Origin of the sequence: Leptothermofonsia sp. ETS-13 (assembly GCF_049200465.1) — a bacterium.
Lineage (GTDB): Bacteria > Cyanobacteriota > Cyanobacteriia > Leptolyngbyales > Leptolyngbyaceae > Leptothermofonsia.
Map to the genome: position 1 here is coordinate 2,700,538 of NZ_CP120836.1, position 15,965 is coordinate 2,716,502.

The 15,965-nt window shown below is 54.4% G+C and carries 14 protein-coding genes; 12 read left to right on the top strand and 2 right to left on the bottom strand.

All coding sequences use genetic code 11. The features are described from left to right. The first annotated feature begins 326 nt into the window (after positions 1–326). Positions 327–824, top strand: a complete 498-nt coding sequence (locus tag P4D80_RS12195; RefSeq protein ID WP_421659528.1) for a Tic20 family protein — start codon at positions 327–329, stop codon at positions 822–824. Here P4D80_RS12195 and P4D80_RS12200 read toward each other — a convergent pair. Next, a complete protein-coding gene (locus P4D80_RS12200) occupies positions 821–1,612 on the bottom strand; it encodes a fumarylacetoacetate hydrolase family protein (RefSeq protein ID WP_421659409.1) in 792 nt (263 codons plus the stop codon). The genes P4D80_RS12195 and P4D80_RS12200 overlap by 4 nt on opposite strands. Positions 1,613–1,847: 235 nt before the next feature. Here P4D80_RS12200 and rpsF point away from each other — a divergent pair, with 235 nt between their 5' ends. The 5 genes from rpsF (at position 1,848) to P4D80_RS12225 (ending at position 4,690) form a co-directional block, all read left to right on the top strand. After that, positions 1,848–2,168: a 30S ribosomal protein S6 gene (gene rpsF / locus P4D80_RS12205; RefSeq protein WP_421659410.1), complete on the top strand. Its 321-nt coding sequence runs from the start codon at positions 1,848–1,850 to the stop codon at positions 2,166–2,168. A gap of 163 nt (positions 2,169–2,331) precedes the next feature. Continuing rightward, entirely contained in the window at positions 2,332–3,330 is a 999-nt protein-coding gene (locus P4D80_RS12210; RefSeq protein WP_421659411.1) for an NAD(P)/FAD-dependent oxidoreductase, read from the top strand. Between the two features lie 16 nt (positions 3,331–3,346). Beyond that, positions 3,347–3,895 carry an Npun_F5560 family protein gene (locus P4D80_RS12215; protein ID WP_421659412.1) on the top strand — a complete coding sequence of 183 codons (549 nt, stop codon included), beginning with the start codon at positions 3,347–3,349 and terminating at the stop codon, positions 3,893–3,895. Positions 3,896–3,951: 56 nt separating this feature from the next. Further along, positions 3,952–4,353: a hypothetical protein gene (locus P4D80_RS12220; RefSeq protein ID WP_421659413.1), complete on the top strand. Its 402-nt coding sequence runs from the start codon at positions 3,952–3,954 to the stop codon at positions 4,351–4,353. A gap of 157 nt (positions 4,354–4,510) precedes the next feature. Further along, entirely contained in the window at positions 4,511–4,690 is a 180-nt protein-coding gene (locus P4D80_RS12225; RefSeq protein WP_421659414.1) for a hypothetical protein, read from the top strand. A gap of 94 nt (positions 4,691–4,784) precedes the next feature. Here the strand turns inward: P4D80_RS12225 and P4D80_RS12230 are convergent, their stop codons facing one another. Beyond that, positions 4,785–5,315: a DUF2808 domain-containing protein gene (locus P4D80_RS12230; protein WP_421659415.1), complete on the bottom strand. Its 531-nt coding sequence runs from the start codon at positions 5,313–5,315 to the stop codon at positions 4,785–4,787. Between the two features lie 484 nt (positions 5,316–5,799). Here P4D80_RS12230 and pntA point away from each other — a divergent pair, with 484 nt between their 5' ends. The 6 genes from pntA (at position 5,800) to P4D80_RS12260 (ending at position 15,926) form a co-directional block, all read left to right on the top strand. Then, positions 5,800–7,428: a Re/Si-specific NAD(P)(+) transhydrogenase subunit alpha gene (pntA, locus tag P4D80_RS12235; RefSeq protein ID WP_421659416.1), complete on the top strand. Its 1,629-nt coding sequence runs from the start codon at positions 5,800–5,802 to the stop codon at positions 7,426–7,428. 237 nt (positions 7,429–7,665) lie between these two features. Next, positions 7,666–9,081 (top strand): Re/Si-specific NAD(P)(+) transhydrogenase subunit beta, encoded by a 1,416-nt coding sequence (gene pntB / locus P4D80_RS12240; protein ID WP_421659417.1) that lies wholly within the window; start codon positions 7,666–7,668, stop codon positions 9,079–9,081. Positions 9,082–9,660: 579 nt separating this feature from the next. Continuing rightward, a complete protein-coding gene (locus P4D80_RS12245; RefSeq protein WP_421659529.1) occupies positions 9,661–12,087 on the top strand; it encodes a DEAD/DEAH box helicase family protein in 2,427 nt (808 codons plus the stop codon). Between the two features lie 10 nt (positions 12,088–12,097). Next, positions 12,098–14,569 (top strand): N-6 DNA methylase, encoded by a 2,472-nt coding sequence (locus P4D80_RS12250; RefSeq protein ID WP_421659418.1) that lies wholly within the window; start codon positions 12,098–12,100, stop codon positions 14,567–14,569. Positions 14,570–14,572: 3 nt separating this feature from the next. Next, on the top strand, positions 14,573–15,316 hold the full coding sequence (locus P4D80_RS12255; protein ID WP_421659419.1) for a hypothetical protein: 744 nt from the start codon (positions 14,573–14,575) through the stop codon (positions 15,314–15,316). Positions 15,317–15,491: 175 nt separating this feature from the next. After that, on the top strand, positions 15,492–15,926 hold the full coding sequence (locus P4D80_RS12260) for a hypothetical protein (RefSeq protein ID WP_421659420.1): 435 nt from the start codon (positions 15,492–15,494) through the stop codon (positions 15,924–15,926). Positions 15,927–15,965: the final 39 nt, after the last annotated feature.

The following is a 15,965-nucleotide window of genomic DNA, read 5'->3' on the forward strand; positions in this document are numbered from 1 at the left end:
CCTGGCAGTAAAAGTCGCGAAAAGGAGTCCGAAATTTCTAGGGGTTTCAGCCTCAAAAATGCAAGATCAATTGCTGCCGGAGTAATAAGTAGCTGGGCGCAATTAAATTAAGGATAATTTCGGGGGTGGAGGGGGTGAAACCCCCTGCCTGTGGGCGCAGCCCCCACTCCCTCTTTACCAATTAATGATGACTACCTGCTTACTCACCTACTCATCTACCCATAAACCTGGGCATTCGCGTTTAACTACGCTATCCTGTGCATATTCTGGTCAAGAGCAGGCTCATTACTAATCACAACCAACTGGAGAAGGCAATATGGCTTGGCGTGGGTCAACATCAGTTCAAGACAGGATTTTTGCCTGTCTCCCCCTATGCATTTCCAATGGTCGAGTCAATGATGTTTGGCACGTTTCTGATGAAGCAGTTTCCTACCTTAGGCTTGATTCTGCTGCCTCTCACGCCCTTTGCTGTTGTCTACGGCATTTTGAATTCTTTACTGGGGGGATGGGGAGGATTTGCCATCTTCTTTGCGCTCTATCTGCTGATTGTTCGGAATGAAAGCTTGAGCCATTTTCTCCGCTTCAACACGATGCAGGCATTAATTATCGGCATCGCGGTTTCATTGATCAGCGCAGTTTTAGATCTTCTGGGGCTATTGAGAAATCTGGTATTACCATTGCCATTGCCCATTGTTATTATTTTCAGCGCGATTTTCCTTGGTGTTCTGGTATCCTCCATCTACTCCATCATTCAGGCAACTCGAGGACGCTACGCTGAGATCCCTGTTCTCTCTGAAGCAGCTTACTCACAGACACGCTATTAAGCCTCCTGATTGATTTCTCTGGCAACAACAGTGTTATTCAGATAGCCAATCCCTTCAATTTCGACTCGAACGAGATCGCCCACATGCATCGGCCCAACTCCTTCGGGAGTGCCGGTTAACACGACATCACCTGGCATCAACGTCATCACCTGGCTGATGTAAGCTACCAGCACTTCCGGTGAAAACACCATCTGGTTAATCAGAGCCGACTGAACTGGCTTAGTTTCCTCGTTGAGAAAGGTTTGCAGGCGGGCGGCGGGGCTGATCTCTCGCACAACCCAGGGACCCAAAGGACAAAATGTGTCAAATCCTTTAGCCCGTGTCCATTGCCCATCTTTTCTCTGCAAATCGCGGGCCGTGACATCGTTGGCAATAGTGTAACCCCAAATTTTTCCCTGGGCCTGTTCGGGGGTGCAGTTGATGCAGCGATCGCCAATCACAAGCGCCAGTTCGCCTTCATAATCAACCCGCTGAGACTGAGGTGGGTACTGAATTTCTGTATCGGCAGGAATCACCGCCGACGGTGGCTTTAAGAACAACAGTGGTTCCTCAGGAACGGGGCTTCCCATCTCCGCTGCATGATCGGCATAATTTTTGCCAACCGCCACAATTTTGGAGGGGGCACAGGGTGCCAAAATCCGGTAGCTGTCGGGGGGCAATTCCAAATCGGTCGGTTGCCCTTCCAACCAGGGGGGAGCATCCAACGCCTTCACCTCGCGTCCAAGCTGAAGGAGTCCATAGTAAATGTGTCCGTCTGCTGCCTGAACCCGAACATAGCGCTGTGCCATAAACTTGTAAATCGTTTTAGAGACTATTTTTAAGAGACTATTGATGATTATCGATGGAGAAAGCCTCGATTAGAGTCGCACCAACCAAAGTTTTCGGCAATTTCCGTTGATACAGAAACTGGGTTAAAATGATAAGTCCTTGCTTCTAGGCAGGTGGGAGAATGGGCTGTGCGATCGCCAGGCTCTGACTCTCTCCGAATCCAGAAGCCATTTGTCCACAAGGAGACGATTGCACATGGCAAACCTTTACGAAACGATGTACATCCTTCGCCCCGATATGAGTGAGGAAGAGGTAGACAAAACTATTGAGAAGTACCAGACCCTCCTGCGAGAAAACGGAGCCCAGATTATAGAAACCCTCCATCGCAATAAGCGCCGTCTGGCTTACGAAATTAAGAAATATCGGGAAGGGATCTATATCCAGATGAACTATGAAGCCGATGGTTCCCAGATTGCCGCTTTAGAAAGGGCAATGCGTCTGAGTGATGACGTAATCCGCTTTCTCACTATCCGCCAGGAAGCTCCCAAAGCCTCAAAGGCAGCAGCTCAAGTTTAATCTGCACGGTGTTGGGGCATGCTGGCAGAAGTTTTACGCCAGTAGAATAACGGAATGAAAAAGTAGGGAATGAAAGAGTGGGGAAGTCCTATCACTCCATCGCTCTGCTACTCTATCATTGTTTATTCCAACCATCGCACACCCAAATCAGTTGGAACAACCCATGAAGCTCTCCAAAAAAAATCTGGAACAGCGCCTTGACCACATTTATGACGCCATTGTGGTGGGTGGAGGAGCGGGTGGCTTATCCGCAGGAATCTATCTGCAACGCTACCGGCTCTCTTCACTGGTGGTGGAAAAAGGGCGGGGGCGTTCCTTCTGGATGCAAGATCTGCGGAACTACCTGGGACTTCCTCCCGATACACCAGGGCGAACCCTGCTACAACAGGGGCAACAGCACTATCTCTCCCTGGATGGCGACTATCTAATGGGTTTTGTCGAAGAAGTCCGCGATGAAGGGGACGTTTTTGCTGTCAAGATCAAAGTTGGTAAGCAAGAAAGTATTTATCCCGTATTTCGAAGTAGGTATTTGATTGCGGCCAGTGGCATTATTGACTATTTGCCCAAGTTGGAAGAAATGCAGAATGTGTATGACTACGCGGGTTACAACCTTCATGTCTGCTTGATTTGTGATGGCTATGAGATGGTGGACAAAAAATGTGGACTCTTCGTAAACACCGAGTCGGCCATCAACACTGCCTTCGTTTTAAACTGGTTCACTCCCTACATCACCGTTTTCACCCAGGGATTGTGTGAGGTGGGAGCTGAAATGCGGCAGAAACTTCAAGACCATGGATTTCCTCTCGTCGAAACCCCGATCCAAAAATTTTTAGGTCACGATCACGAGATGACTGGGGTAGAATTAACCGACGGTTCTACCGTAGAGCTAGAAACAGGTCTGGTGGCAATGGGTTCCCACTACTACAACGAGTACCTGAAGGAACTCGATCTGGAGTGGCAAGGAAGTAATCTAGTCACCGACTCGATGTGCCGCACTTCTCATCCCCGCATCTTTGCTGTCGGAGACCTTAAAGTAGGAATCAACCAGGTTTCAGTGGCGGTTGCAGATGGGACATTAGCGGCGACAGCTATCTGGCGGGAGATCCGTCGTGCGTCTCCCCCTCGTCGTTGGGAAGAGCGCTTGGCCAGCCCAAAATCGTGATAACGGAGTGAAAGACGTGACCTATTCTGCAAGCAAAAACCTAATTGAATTGCAAGCTGAAGTTGCCCGCCTGAATGAAGAATTGCAAATGCGCGATAACCTGGTGCAGCAACTATCTCAGGAGCTATTTCGCCTGGTGAAGGGTAATGCCAGTTTCATGCCCAATCCAGAAGTTTCTGAGCGGCATATGGCCGAAATGCGTGCCCTGCGGGAGCAACTGCAAGGGGTAGAACAGCAGGTGGCGTTTTATCAAGAGCAGATTAGCGATCGCGACACCGAAATTTACCAGCTACGGCAAACGGTGCAGGAATTAACTGACCGCTCCCGCATGTTAGAACAGGTGGTTCAAGAGCTGCCCAAGATCTATCGGCAAAAGTTTGCCGAGCGAATGGTGCCCATCCGTGAAAAAGTAGCTCAAATCCAACGCGAGAACCGCCAGCTCCATGCCGAACTGCAAAGTGTCAGTTACCGTCTGGCCGTCAGAACCCGACGTCAAACCCATCTCGATCTGCCCAGTTTCGGTCGCTTCAGAGGCGCAACCCTACCGACTTTTGGCAGCGTTTGATATCCAATGTTCTGATCGTAGTAGACTCTTCTGAGAACAATTCTCAAGCAGATGAATTGGGGTCTTTTACAGCTGAGATCGGGATTGCTCTGAAGCAGGCGGTTTTAGCGACATTTCCTCCGGTCACACATGCAGGGAAGCAGCAAGTAAAGGCAGAAAGTCCTGAAGCGGCTGCTCTTCCTGCTTTTTCAGTTCAGGTCCCCAAAGTTCAGATTGTGATGTTGGCTGATCTGGAAAAACAGCGCAGCTCAATTGTTGCGAGTTTAGACAACCTCATCATCTACCCACTGACGCTGAATGCCCCTGACTGGTTGCCGTTTCCGGGGCAAGGGGTTTATTACCAGTGCCGGGATATTGGGAGGTTACGAAGTCAGGTAGAGGAGTGGGATTACGGGACAGGCTCTGGCAACCTCTGGTTAGCGATCGCCCTAACCGCAAAAGGGCCCCCTCTACGCTGAAGCGATTGGGCTGAGTTCTCAACAACTGACCCAGACAAAAAGCTCAGTACTGGGTTATATCCAACCCATACACCCGACCGACGAACTGCGAAAGCTCCTTTATGCCCTGGGATTTAGGCTGCTCCGGTTACTGGCAGCTTCTCCAGCCGTTTATTTAATGCAGTTTGGTATCCAGGCAGAAGCTATCTACTTTGATCGACTAATTCCCTTTCCCGCAGCACTGGCGAGCACCAGCCTTGGTGTTCAGCTCCCTGACCTGTTTACCTGCTACTGGTACTGCATTACAGGGAAAACTATCCATGACTTAATTATTCAGATTACCCCACCAGAACCATAGCCATAGCTACCAGGTTTAGGACAGGGTGGAGGACCCTGGCTGGGGGCTGCGCCCCCACACCTCTTTAAAATCAATGTCCTAAGCGACCTTGAAATCAGGAAATGGTGATGACCCAGGTGCCCAGATAACGAAGCAAGGGCACGTCTCCTGGGGAGAGAACCTGGCAGTTGAAGTAGAACATACCACCAAAGCTGGGGTTACGGACGTTGGAAAGCTGGATTTCTACCTTGCTGCCTGCGGGGACGGGTTCAACCGGGAAAATTTCGATCAAATTGTTTTCTTTGTTCCAGTTGACTTCCTGTAGGGGAATGGATTTGTCCTGGACAATGACTTCGACATCCTTGGGATCGAATTCACCCTTGTAATAGTCAGGATAGGAGATGGCAAACTGAGCGACAGCCAGTTTCATTTTTTTCGCTGGAATTCTCAGACGGTAGCGATCCCATCCGCCTGCCCTGCCGCCATAGTCGAGGCGAAAGCTGAGGTTATCTTCACCTTTGACGCCACCCCAAAGAGTGAGTCCAGGTAGACCCTGGGCAAAACTGAAGGCAGGAATCCCTGCAACCAAAAAACCTGCGATCGCCAGGCCAGACAGGGCACGTTGCAAACAAGATTTAGAAGACATAGGTTACTTACTCAAATGAGCAGAGTTGAATCAGTGAGATAGGGAATGGAATGTATAAGTAGTAGACGCAATTAAATTAAGGATAATTTCGGGAGTAGAGGGGGTGAAACCCCCTGCCTGGGTGCTGCGCCCCCACTCCTTCCCCTTTACCAATTAATTATGACTACCTACTTATGGATGTATCAAGATTTTGACGGGTGATCTCACCTATGCTCATGATACCGGGGTGCTAAACGATTTGGGGAGTAAAAAAGTTCCCCGAAGTGTTTGATAGCAGTCAATAAGCTGCAGGATTTAAATGTTTATGAACTTTTTTTATTTCTATTCATGAAATCGATAAGTCCGAATCATAAGACAACGTTAAAGATATAAATCGTTGAATCAGGATCGTCCTAGGATTCAGACAGTTTTTCGGTATATCCACCCCTGTTTGGGTGCGAATCTTCGATTTATTGAGTACATTGAGTACGGGTTGGAAGCGCCCATGACGACTGTGATTGAAAAAGGGATTGAAGAAAAAGAGCAGCCTCTGGCTGAGCCAAAGGTGCGTAAGACCATTGGAATTCCGAAGGAAGTTTACCCGAACGAGTGTCGTGTAGCAGCGACACCAGACACTGCCAGGATTTTACAAAAGATGGGGTTTGAGGTTCTGGTTGAAAGTGGTGCAGGGCAGGCAGCCAACTTTGCTGATAGCGCCTACGAAGGAGTGGGTTGCCGTATTATTCCAGATACTCAGACCCTCTGGCGTTCCTCAGATATTGTCCTCAAGGTGCGTCCACCCCAGATGCATCCTACCTTAGAGCAGCATGAGGTTGATTTGCTCTCCGAGGGAGGGACGTTAATTAGCTTTATCTACCCGGCTCAAAATACCGATTTGCTGAATCGTCTTGCAAGCCGCAAAGCAACGGTTTTAGCGATGGATACGATTCCCCGCATCAGCCGGGCTCAAAAACTGGATGCCCTCAGCTCAATGGCAAACATTGCAGGCTACCGGGCTGTAATTGAGGCTGCCAACCACTTTGGCCGATTCTTCACTGGACAGATTACGGCGGCTGGCAAGGTGCCTCCGGCGAAGGTGTTGATTATCGGTGCCGGAGTTGCTGGGCTGGCAGCCATTGGTACTGCCAGGGGATTGGGGGCGATCGTTCGCGCCTTTGACACTCGCCCCGTTGTTAAAGAACAGGTACAAAGCCTGGGAGCAGAATTCCTGGAACTCAATTTTGAAGAAGATGGTACCGGGCAGGGGGGCTATGCCAAAGTGATGAGTCCTGAGTTCATCAAGGCAGAGATGGAGCTGTTTGCAGGCCAGGCAAAGGATGTGGACATTATCATCACGACAGCGTTAATTCCCGGTAAGAAAGCGCCGTTGCTGATTACCCGTGAGATGGTCGAGAGCATGAAAGAAGGCTCTGTGATTGTGGATATGGCTGCGGAGCAGGGCGGTAATTGCGAAGTCACGCGGCCCAACGAGGTTTACCAGTACAAAGGCGTCACCATTATTGGGTTAACTGACCTGCCCAGTCGGATGGCGAACCAGGCCAGCCAGCTCTATGGCAAGAACCTGTGCTATCTGCTGGAAGATATGGGCGGAGCCGAACACTATAAAGTCGATCTGGAGGACGAAGTCATTCGGGGTGCCCTGGTGCTTCACAACGGTGAGATTACCTACCCCCCACCCAAACCAGCTGCCCCACCTGAAGCCCCCAAACCAGCCCCATTACCTGCTGCGGTGGCTGAACAGCCCACTGAGCAGCAGCCCAAGTCTTCCAATCTAGACACTGGCATGATTGGGATGATTCTGGCGGGTGTGGCACTATTTGCTGTAGGTTCCGTTGCGCCTCCCTCCTTCCTGACCCACTTCACAGTCTTTGTACTCGCCTGCTTTGTGGGCTATCAGGTGATCTGGAATGTCACTCCAGCGTTGCACACCCCCTTGATGAGCGTCACCAATGCCATCAGCGGCATTATCATTCTGGGGGGAATGCTACAAATTTCTGGCCCACCGACTTCGGCAACCACCATTCTAGGAGCGATCGCCATTCTCATTGGTACTATTAACATCTCTGGCGGTTTTCTGGTGACCCAGCGTATGTTGAAAATGTTTCAGAAGTAAGGAATAACGGGTGGCGAGCCGGGAGTCAGGAGTCAGAAGCCAGGAGTTAGAAGCCAGAAGGGTAAAGGGGTAGATGAGTGAGAGGGTAGGGGCTATCACTCCCTCACCTCCTACTCTTCTCTAACAACTAACAACCAACAACTGACCATCACCCTATTACCCCATCACCCTATCACTCATCCACCCATCTACTCCTCCCCTCTCATTAACAACTAATAACCAACAACTAACACAACCATGTCCAACAATCTCCTCACGGTTGCTTACATCGCAGCGAGTGTTCTTTTTATCCTCAGCCTGGGAGGGCTTTCAAATCAGGAAACGGCTCGCCGGGGTAATGTTTTTGGCATCATTGGGATGATAATTGCTTTCCTGGCGACTGCGATTGGGAGTGTAACCGCATATGGGTTGCTGGCCGGTGTAATTCTGCCAGGAGCCATTATTGGAGCGACCATTGCTTCTCGTGTAGCGATGACTTCGATGCCGGAGTTAGTTGCCATTTTGCACAGTTTTGTGGGTTTGGCGGCAGTGCTAGTAGGTTTTGCTAATTATCTGAACCCGGATGCTTCCCTGACCGGAGTTGAGGCAACAATTCACGAAATTGAAATCTATGTGGGGGTCTTTATTGGTGCAGTCACTTTCACGGGCTCGGTGATTGCGTTTGGTAAGTTGCGCGGTTTAATTGCCAGTAAACCTTTGATGCTGCCCGCTCGCCATTTTCTAAATCTGGCAATGTTAGTGGCGTGTGTCTGGCTGGGGTATGAGTTTATGGGCGGCGAGTTGTTAACAGGGCTACAATCGCTGCTGATTATGAGCACGATCGCGGGTCTGTTGGGCATCCATCTGGTGATGGCGATCGGCGGTGCAGATATGCCCGTGGTTATCTCCATGCTTAATAGCTATTCTGGCTGGGCGGCGGCAGCAGCAGGTTTTATGCTATCCAACGACCTGCTGATTATTACCGGAGCACTGGTTGGGAGCAGTGGGGCAATCCTGAGCTACATCATGTGCAAGGCAATGAATCGCTCCTTCATCAGCGTGATTATGGGGGGCTTTGGGGCTGGCACCTCAACGGCAAGCACGAGCAGCCAACCGGCGGGTGAGGTGACACCCACAACGGTTGAAGAGACAGCGGAATTGTTAAAGAAGGCGAAAAGTGTGATTATCGTCCCCGGTTATGGCATGGCCGTTGCCCAGGCTCAGTATCCCATTTCGGAGATTGCCCGGCATCTGCGCGATCGCGGCGTCAACGTTCGCTTCGGGATTCACCCGGTTGCAGGCCGAATGCCGGGTCATATGAATGTCCTTCTGGCAGAGGCCAGCGTGCCTTATGACATTGTGCTGGAAATGGAGGAAATCAATGATGATTTTCCTAAAACCGATGTGGCCCTGGTCGTGGGAGCCAATGACACTGTAAACTCCAGTGCTTTAGAAGATCCCAACAGTCCCATCGCGGGCATGCCCGTGCTGGAAGTTTGGAAGGCAAAGACGGTTGTGATCATGAAGCGCGGTATGGCAAGCGGCTATGCAGGGGTAGACAATCCTGTTTTCTACAAAGAAAACACCCGCATGCTGTTTGGTGATGCTCGCAAGAATGTGGATGCCATCTTAGGTGCCCTTAGCATGAAGGAGCTTGCTGCCTCCCGCTCCTAAGCTTTAGACCGGTGGGTGAAAAAAGCTTTAGATTTTATAGCGGTAGTCATTATGGTTAGGACGGAGTGCGGGGGTAGACCCCCTGGCTGGGGGCGAAACCTCCTCTCTCTCTAATTCCAATGTCCTAACGCACCCGCATAGAGCTATAACTCACAGAGTATCGCGCACTTGGTCAAGCAGCTTTCGAGGACGTGGTTCCATCGGCAGAAGAGTACCGTAGTATAAAAAGTGTAGTAACAGTATATCTGTTCTACTGAGTTGCTAAGATAGATACACAGAATTTTGCTGTATATCCAGCCTATTTGAGGGAGATATCCAGCAAGGCTGCTGTTGATCTACCAGTTTTTGGGAAATATACAGTAGGCAATCTGTTTATTTACCCTATAGGGGGAGATATACTGATAAAGTTTGTATAATAAATTGTTATGCCGCTTGACCACCATTTCCGCTGAACGAGGAGCCTGAGTGTCCGAGAAGGAAGCCACAGCCCGAATCAAGATCAACAAGCTGCTCGAAGCAGCGGGCTGGCGCTTCTTCCCTGACGGCAGCGGCCCGGCCAACATCCGCCTCGAGCCGACGGTGGCCATCAAGCCCGCCGACCTCGACTCCCTCGGCGAGAACTTCGAGAAGGCCGCGCGCGGGTTCGTCGACTTCCTCCTGCTCGACGCCCGCGGCTTTCCGCTGATCGTCCTGGAAGCCAAAGCCGAAGACAATAACCCGCTCGTCGGCAAGGAGCAGGCCCGCAAGTACGCCCGATCGCAGAACTGCCGCTTCGTCATCCTCTCCAACGGCAACCTGCACTACTTCTGGGACCTGGAACGCGGGAATCCCTACGTCATCACTTCGTTCCCGACGCCGGATTCGGTAACCGGCTACAAGCAGGTCTCGCCGAATCCGCAGCGCCTGATCGACGAACACGTCGCCGACGACTACATCGTCCTGACGCAGCGCCCGAACTACCAGTCCGAGGCCGGGTGGAAGAACGAGGCGGAGCGCCCCGCCTACATCCAGGCCAACAAGTTGCGCTTCCTGCGCCCCTACCAGCTCAAAGCCATCCACCAACTCCAGGCCGCCGTGCGGGACGGCAAGGACCGCTTCCTGTTCGAGATGGCGACGGGCACCGGCAAGACGCTCACCGCCGCCGCGGTGGTGAAGCTCTTCCTGCGCACCGGCAACGCCCGACGCGTGCTCTTCCTGGTGGACCGTCTCGAACTGGAAGACCAGGCCAAGAAGGCGTTTGCGGCGCTGTTGGCGGCCGACTTCCAGACCGTGATCTACAAGGAGAACCGCGACGACTGGCGCCGCGCCGAAATCGTGGTCACCACGGTGCAGTCGCTGCTTTTCAACAACAAATACCAGCGCCTCTTTTCGCCGACGGACTTCGACCTCGTGATCTCGGACGAGGCCCACCGCTCCATCGGCGGCAACGCCCGCGCGGTGTTCGACTACTTCATCGGCTACAAGCTGGGCCTGACCGCCACGCCCCGGGACTACCTGCGGCGCTTCGACGCCAGCAACCCCGGCGCCCGCGACCCGCGCGAGGCCGAGCGCCGCCTGCTTCTGGACACCTACCGCACCTTCGGCTGCGAGAGCGGCCAGCCGACCTTCCGCTATTCCCTGCTCGACGGCGTGAAAGACGGCTACCTGATCAACCCGACCGTGGTGGACGCTCGCACGGAAGTCACCACGCAGCTGCTCTCCGATGAGGGCTTCATCGTCTCGTTCAACGACGACACCGGCGAGGACCAGCAGGAGGCCTTCAAACAGCGCGAGTTCGAGAAACGATTCTTCTCCGACGCCACCAACGCCGTCTTCTGTAAGACTTTCCTCGAGAACGCCCTGCGCGACCCGGTCAGCGGCGAAATCGGCAAGTCCATCGTCTTCGCGGTCAGCCAGAACCACGCCGCCAAGCTGGCGCAGATGTTCAACCAGATCGCCGACCGCATGTTTCCCGGCAAGTACCAGTCCGACTTTGCCGTGCAGGTCACCTCGCAGGTGCCCGACGCCCAGCAGTTTGCGGTCAACTTCGCCAACAACAATCTGATGGGTTCCGGCAACTTCATCCCGGCCTACAAGACCAGCAAGGCGCGCGTCTGCGTCACCGTCGGCATGATGACCACAGGCTACGACTGCACCGACATCCTCAACCTTGGCCTGTTCCGCCCGATCTTCTCGCCGACCGACTTCATCCAGATCAAGGGGCGCGGCACGCGCAAGCACGACTTCCGCGAGCAGGCCTTTGACGACGCGCTGCGCGAAAGCATTGCCCAGCCGCACAAGACCGCCTTCAAGCTCTTCGACTTCTTCGCCAACTGCGAGTACTTCGAGACCGAGTTCAACTACGACCAGGTGCTGAAGCTCCCGCGCCCAACGGGCAAGCCGCGCGACGAAGGCGGCGGCACCGGGCCGGTCGTGTACGAGGGCACCTACGAGCACCTCGGCGCCGACATTCTCGCCTCGGTGCAAGAAGAGACCATCGGCTACGAAGGTATGAAAATAGACCGGATGTTCTTTGAGCGCTTTGAGGAGACCGTGCGCGAAGACCCGGTCATCGTCGCTGCGGTTGAGGCCGGCCAGTGGGACCGGGTCATCGACTACGTCAACCGCGAGGTCTTCGACAAGCCCGAGGAGTACTACAACCTCGACAAGCTGCGCAAAGCCGCCGCCGTGGACCGGCGCATCACCCTGCGCGAGATCCTGGAGAAGGTCTTCGGCCTCATCCCGCGCTTCAAGAGCAAGGACGAGCTGCTGGAAGAGGAGTTCGCCAAGTTCGTTGCTGACCACGTGCCCGAGCCGCCGTCGGCCATCCCGGCGATCAAGCACTACTTCAAGGCCTACGTCACCAGCGGGCGCGTGCGCGACATCATTGATCACCGCCAGTTCACCGACTTAGCCACCAACCCCATGTTCTCGCTCGGCGACTTCAGCGCCGTACCCAAGCCCTTCCGCACCCTCGTTCCTGAGTATGTCAAGGATTACGTCTCCTTGAACCAGTTCGCCGCCTGAAGGAGACCCCGTGCTCGATACTGACACCAAACGCCGCATCGACACGGCCCGCGACATCCTCGTCGGCAAGGTGCCCGACCCCAAGAGCCAGGTCGAGCAGATCACCATCGCGCTGATCTACAAGTTCATGGACGACATGGACCTGGAGGCCGAAGAGCTGGGCGGCAAGCGCAAGTTCTTCGCCGGCGACTACGCCCGCTACGGCTGGGCCAAGCTCATGCGCTCAGGGTTGGGTGGCCACGAAACCTTGAACCTCTACGCCGAGGCCATCGCCAAGATGCCGGAGAACCCCGGCATCCCGCCGCTCTTCCGCGAGATCTTCAAGAACGCCTTCCTGCCGTATCGCGACCCGGAGACCCTGCGCGCGTTCCTGAAGATCATCGACGAGTTCGAGTACGACCACTCCGAGCGCCTGGGCGACGCCTTCGAATACCTGCTCTCGGTGCTGGGCAGCCAGGGCGACGCCGGCCAGTTCCGCACGCCGCGCCACATCATCGATTTCATCGTCGAGATCGTGGACCCGAAGAAGACCGACACCGTGCTCGACCCCGCCTGCGGCACCGCCGGCTTTCTGATCTCGTCGTACAAGCACATCCTCAAAGCCAATACCGACAAAGACGGCCACAGCACGCTCACCCCCGACGAGCGCGGGCGGCTGGCTGCTAACTTCAAGGGCTACGACATCTCGCCCGACATGGTGCGCCTGTCGCGCGTCAACATGTATCTGCACGGCTTCACCGACCCGCACATCTACGAGTACGACACGCTCACCAGCCAGGAGCGCTGGAACGAGTACGCCGACGTGATCCTCGCCAACCCGCCCTTCATGTCGCCGAAGGGCGGCATCAAGCCGCACAACCGCTTTTCGGTGCAGAGCAAGCGCAGCGAAGTGCTGTTCGTGGACTACATGGCCGAGCACCTCACGCCCAGCGGCCGCGCCGGCATCATCGTGCCCGAGGGTATCATCTTCCAGAGTCAGACCGCCTACCGGCAACTGCGCAAGATGCTGGTAGAGGACTACCTCGTCGCCGTGGTCTCGCTGCCGGCCGGCGTGTTCAACCCGTACTCCGGCGTCAAGACCTCGATCCTGCTGCTCGACAAGGCGCTGGCAAGGCAGACCGACCGCATCGCCTTCTTCAAAATCAATCACGACGGCTTCAACCTCGGCGCCCAACGCCGCCCCATTGATAAGAACGACCTGCCCCAGGCCCGCGCCGAGATCGCCGAGTACCTCCGCCGGCTGCGGGCGCGCGAGCCGCTGGACGACTTCCAGCCCACGCTCGGGCTGGTGGTGCCGAAGGAGAAGATCGCGGCGAACGACGACTACAACCTGACTGGGGAGAGGTATCGGGAGGGTGCTGCTGTACGGGAGACCAAGTTCCCCCGAGTCAGTCTTGGCGACCTCCTAGACCTGGAGTTCGGCACGCGGATTACGAAGAGGGAGAACGAGGGCACTCTCTATCCAGTATACGGCGGTGGCGGAGAGAGCTTCCGAACAGATACATTCACCCGTGAGAATGATGTAGTCGTCTCTCGGTTCGCGATGTCCGCCGAGTGTGTCCGTGTCATCTCCGGCAGGTTCTATCTCCTCGACTCCGGATTCACCTACTCAATTGCTGAACGATTCTCGGGGAGGGCTACCAAGGAGTACGTCACGCGCATGCTCTTGAGTATTCAGAGTGAGATCTACGCATGTGGCCGAGGCCACGCTCAGAAGAACATCGACATCGACGCCTTCAAGGCTATCGAGATTCCCCTCCCGCCGCTGGAGGTGCAGAAGGAGATCGTGGCGGAGATCGAGGGCTACCAGAAGGTCATTGACGGCGCCCGCGCCGTCCTCGACAACTACCGCCCCCACATCCCCATCCACCCCGATTGGCCGATGGTGGAGTTGGGGGAGGTGTGCGAGAAGATTCAGTATGGCCTGTCTGTTCCACTGAACACCGAGAGTTCAGGCTTCAAGACCTTCCGCATGAATGAGCTTGTCGAGGGAAAGTGTGTTGATCGGGGTGACATGAAGTATGCTGAAATCCCCCCCGATGAGTTCGAGAAGTATCGGCTCAATCGTGGCGATATTCTTTTCAACCGCACCAACAGTTTCGAGCATGTCGGGCGCACCGGAATCTTCGATCTGGAGGGTGATTACTGTTTTGCGTCCTACCTGATCCGGCTCACAATCGCAGACAAGAAAGCCGATCCGTTCTTCATCAACGCGTTCATGAACTCAGAGAGCTTTCAGCAGGGCATTAAGCAGTTCGCGACGCGTGCAATTGGTCAATCGAACATCAACGCAAAGACGCTCGCCGCCGTGAAGGTGCCCCTTCCGCCCCTCGAAACCCAGCGCGCCATCGTCGCCGAGATCGAAGCCGAGCAGGCGTTGGTCAACGCCAACCGCGAGCTGATCGCCCGCATGGAGAAGAAGATCCAGGCCACCCTCGCCCGCGTCTGGGGGGAGGACGAACCGGCCCCGGCGGAGGCGTGAGTCATGGAAGAAGCCGCCGAGCTGGGCAGCTACCTGCCGCTCTCCTTCAAGAGCCCGCAGGAGCAGGAGTACATCGCCTTCCTGTGGGACGCCTTCGAGACCAACTACACCCACGGCAAGTACCAGTTCGCCTTCCTGGCCTACCACATGCTCACCATGAGCTTCATCTACTTCAACATCTGGCAGATCAAGCAGACCGAGCCCGGCGACTTCGCCAAGGGGCTGATCGGCTTCGGCAAGGACGTGGAGAAGAACCTGCTCGAAGCGAGCACGCCCTTCGTCTTCAGCACTGTCAACGAGCGCACCATCCTGCGCTTCCTGAAGCTCATCGCCTGCGACAACGGCCAGATCGGCACCTACGCCAAGCTGGTGGACGACCGCAACGACACCGCCCACCCCAACGGCAACATCTTCTTCAGCACCCAGGCCGCGCTCGACGCCAAGATCACCGAGATCCTGCGGGTCGTGGACGAGATCCAAACCCACTCCCGCCCGGTCATTGAGCGCTGCTACCGCGAGTTCCTCCTGCGCAGCGCCGACGCCGAAGAGCGCGAATACCCTGACCCAGCCGACCAGATCCGCGAGGTACTCATCCACGGCAAGTATCTGTCTCAGCGCGACATCGACATCTGTCTGGCATTCGACATCGAGAGCCTGAATGAGCACGAGGGCATCGAGGAGATCAAAGCGCTCCACGAAGCGCTCGCGGAGGAGTACAAGACCGATGTTCCGAGCGGCGCGGCATAACAAGCGGTTGCAGCGGACGGTCCGCTGCGCGGCCCGCCGCTGAACCGGAGCGTTATACGGCTCAAAATCATGGATAGGATGAGGCTAAAGGTTTTTCATAAGAGGCGGCAAATCAGTAAAGCCTTTGCAGCATAAATTTTCTACAATGGACTCAACTTCATAGTGGAGTACCATAATGTTTCGCAAACCATCATCTCAATCTCAATCCATTAGTGGTACACAGATTACAGGCTCTCAAGTGCAGCAAGGGCAAGCTGGACAAGTGCTAGCCCAGAATCAAACTGGAGATTTGTCTGCTAATCAACAAGGGATCACAGGGGCAGAAGTTGTCAAGCTCTTGGAAAGTCTGGAGGTGGCGGTGAAGGCAGCTACGATGTCAGAAAATGATGCCAAAGAAGCCCTTGGGTGCATAGAAACTGCTAAACGAGAGGCTGGCAAAGAAAATCCTGATAAGGAGTGGGCCGCACGGAACCTTAAGAAGATGAGTGAAACTCTGGAAACAGTGAATAAGGCAACCGATACAGGAAAAAGTCTTTTGCAAAAGGGGCAAGAGGTATTCAAAGCGATCGCACCTTGGCTAGGCACAGCAGCAAAGCTGATAGGCTTCTAGTGTCAGGTTTTGTCTCAGTCCCGGATTAATTCATTGTGT

Excerpts from the sequence above, each read along its gene's own strand:
- P4D80_RS12200 (WP_421659409.1), bottom strand. The coding sequence starts at position 1,612 with ATGGCACAGCGCTATGTTCGGGTTCAGGCAGCAGACGGACACATTTAC.
- pntB (WP_421659417.1), top strand. The coding sequence starts at position 7,666 with ATGTCCAACAATCTCCTCACGGTTGCTTACATCGCAGCGAGTGTTCTT.
- pntA (WP_421659416.1), top strand. The coding sequence starts at position 5,800 with ATGACGACTGTGATTGAAAAAGGGATTGAAGAAAAAGAGCAGCCTCTG.
- rpsF (WP_421659410.1), top strand. The coding sequence starts at position 1,848 with ATGGCAAACCTTTACGAAACGATGTACATCCTTCGCCCCGATATGAGT.
- P4D80_RS12225 (WP_421659414.1), top strand. The coding sequence starts at position 4,511 with ATGCAGTTTGGTATCCAGGCAGAAGCTATCTACTTTGATCGACTAATT.
- P4D80_RS12210 (WP_421659411.1), top strand. The coding sequence starts at position 2,332 with ATGAAGCTCTCCAAAAAAAATCTGGAACAGCGCCTTGACCACATTTAT.
- P4D80_RS12230 (WP_421659415.1), bottom strand. The coding sequence starts at position 5,315 with ATGTCTTCTAAATCTTGTTTGCAACGTGCCCTGTCTGGCCTGGCGATC.
- P4D80_RS12255 (WP_421659419.1), top strand. The coding sequence starts at position 14,573 with ATGGAAGAAGCCGCCGAGCTGGGCAGCTACCTGCCGCTCTCCTTCAAG.
- P4D80_RS12260 (WP_421659420.1), top strand. The coding sequence starts at position 15,492 with ATGTTTCGCAAACCATCATCTCAATCTCAATCCATTAGTGGTACACAG.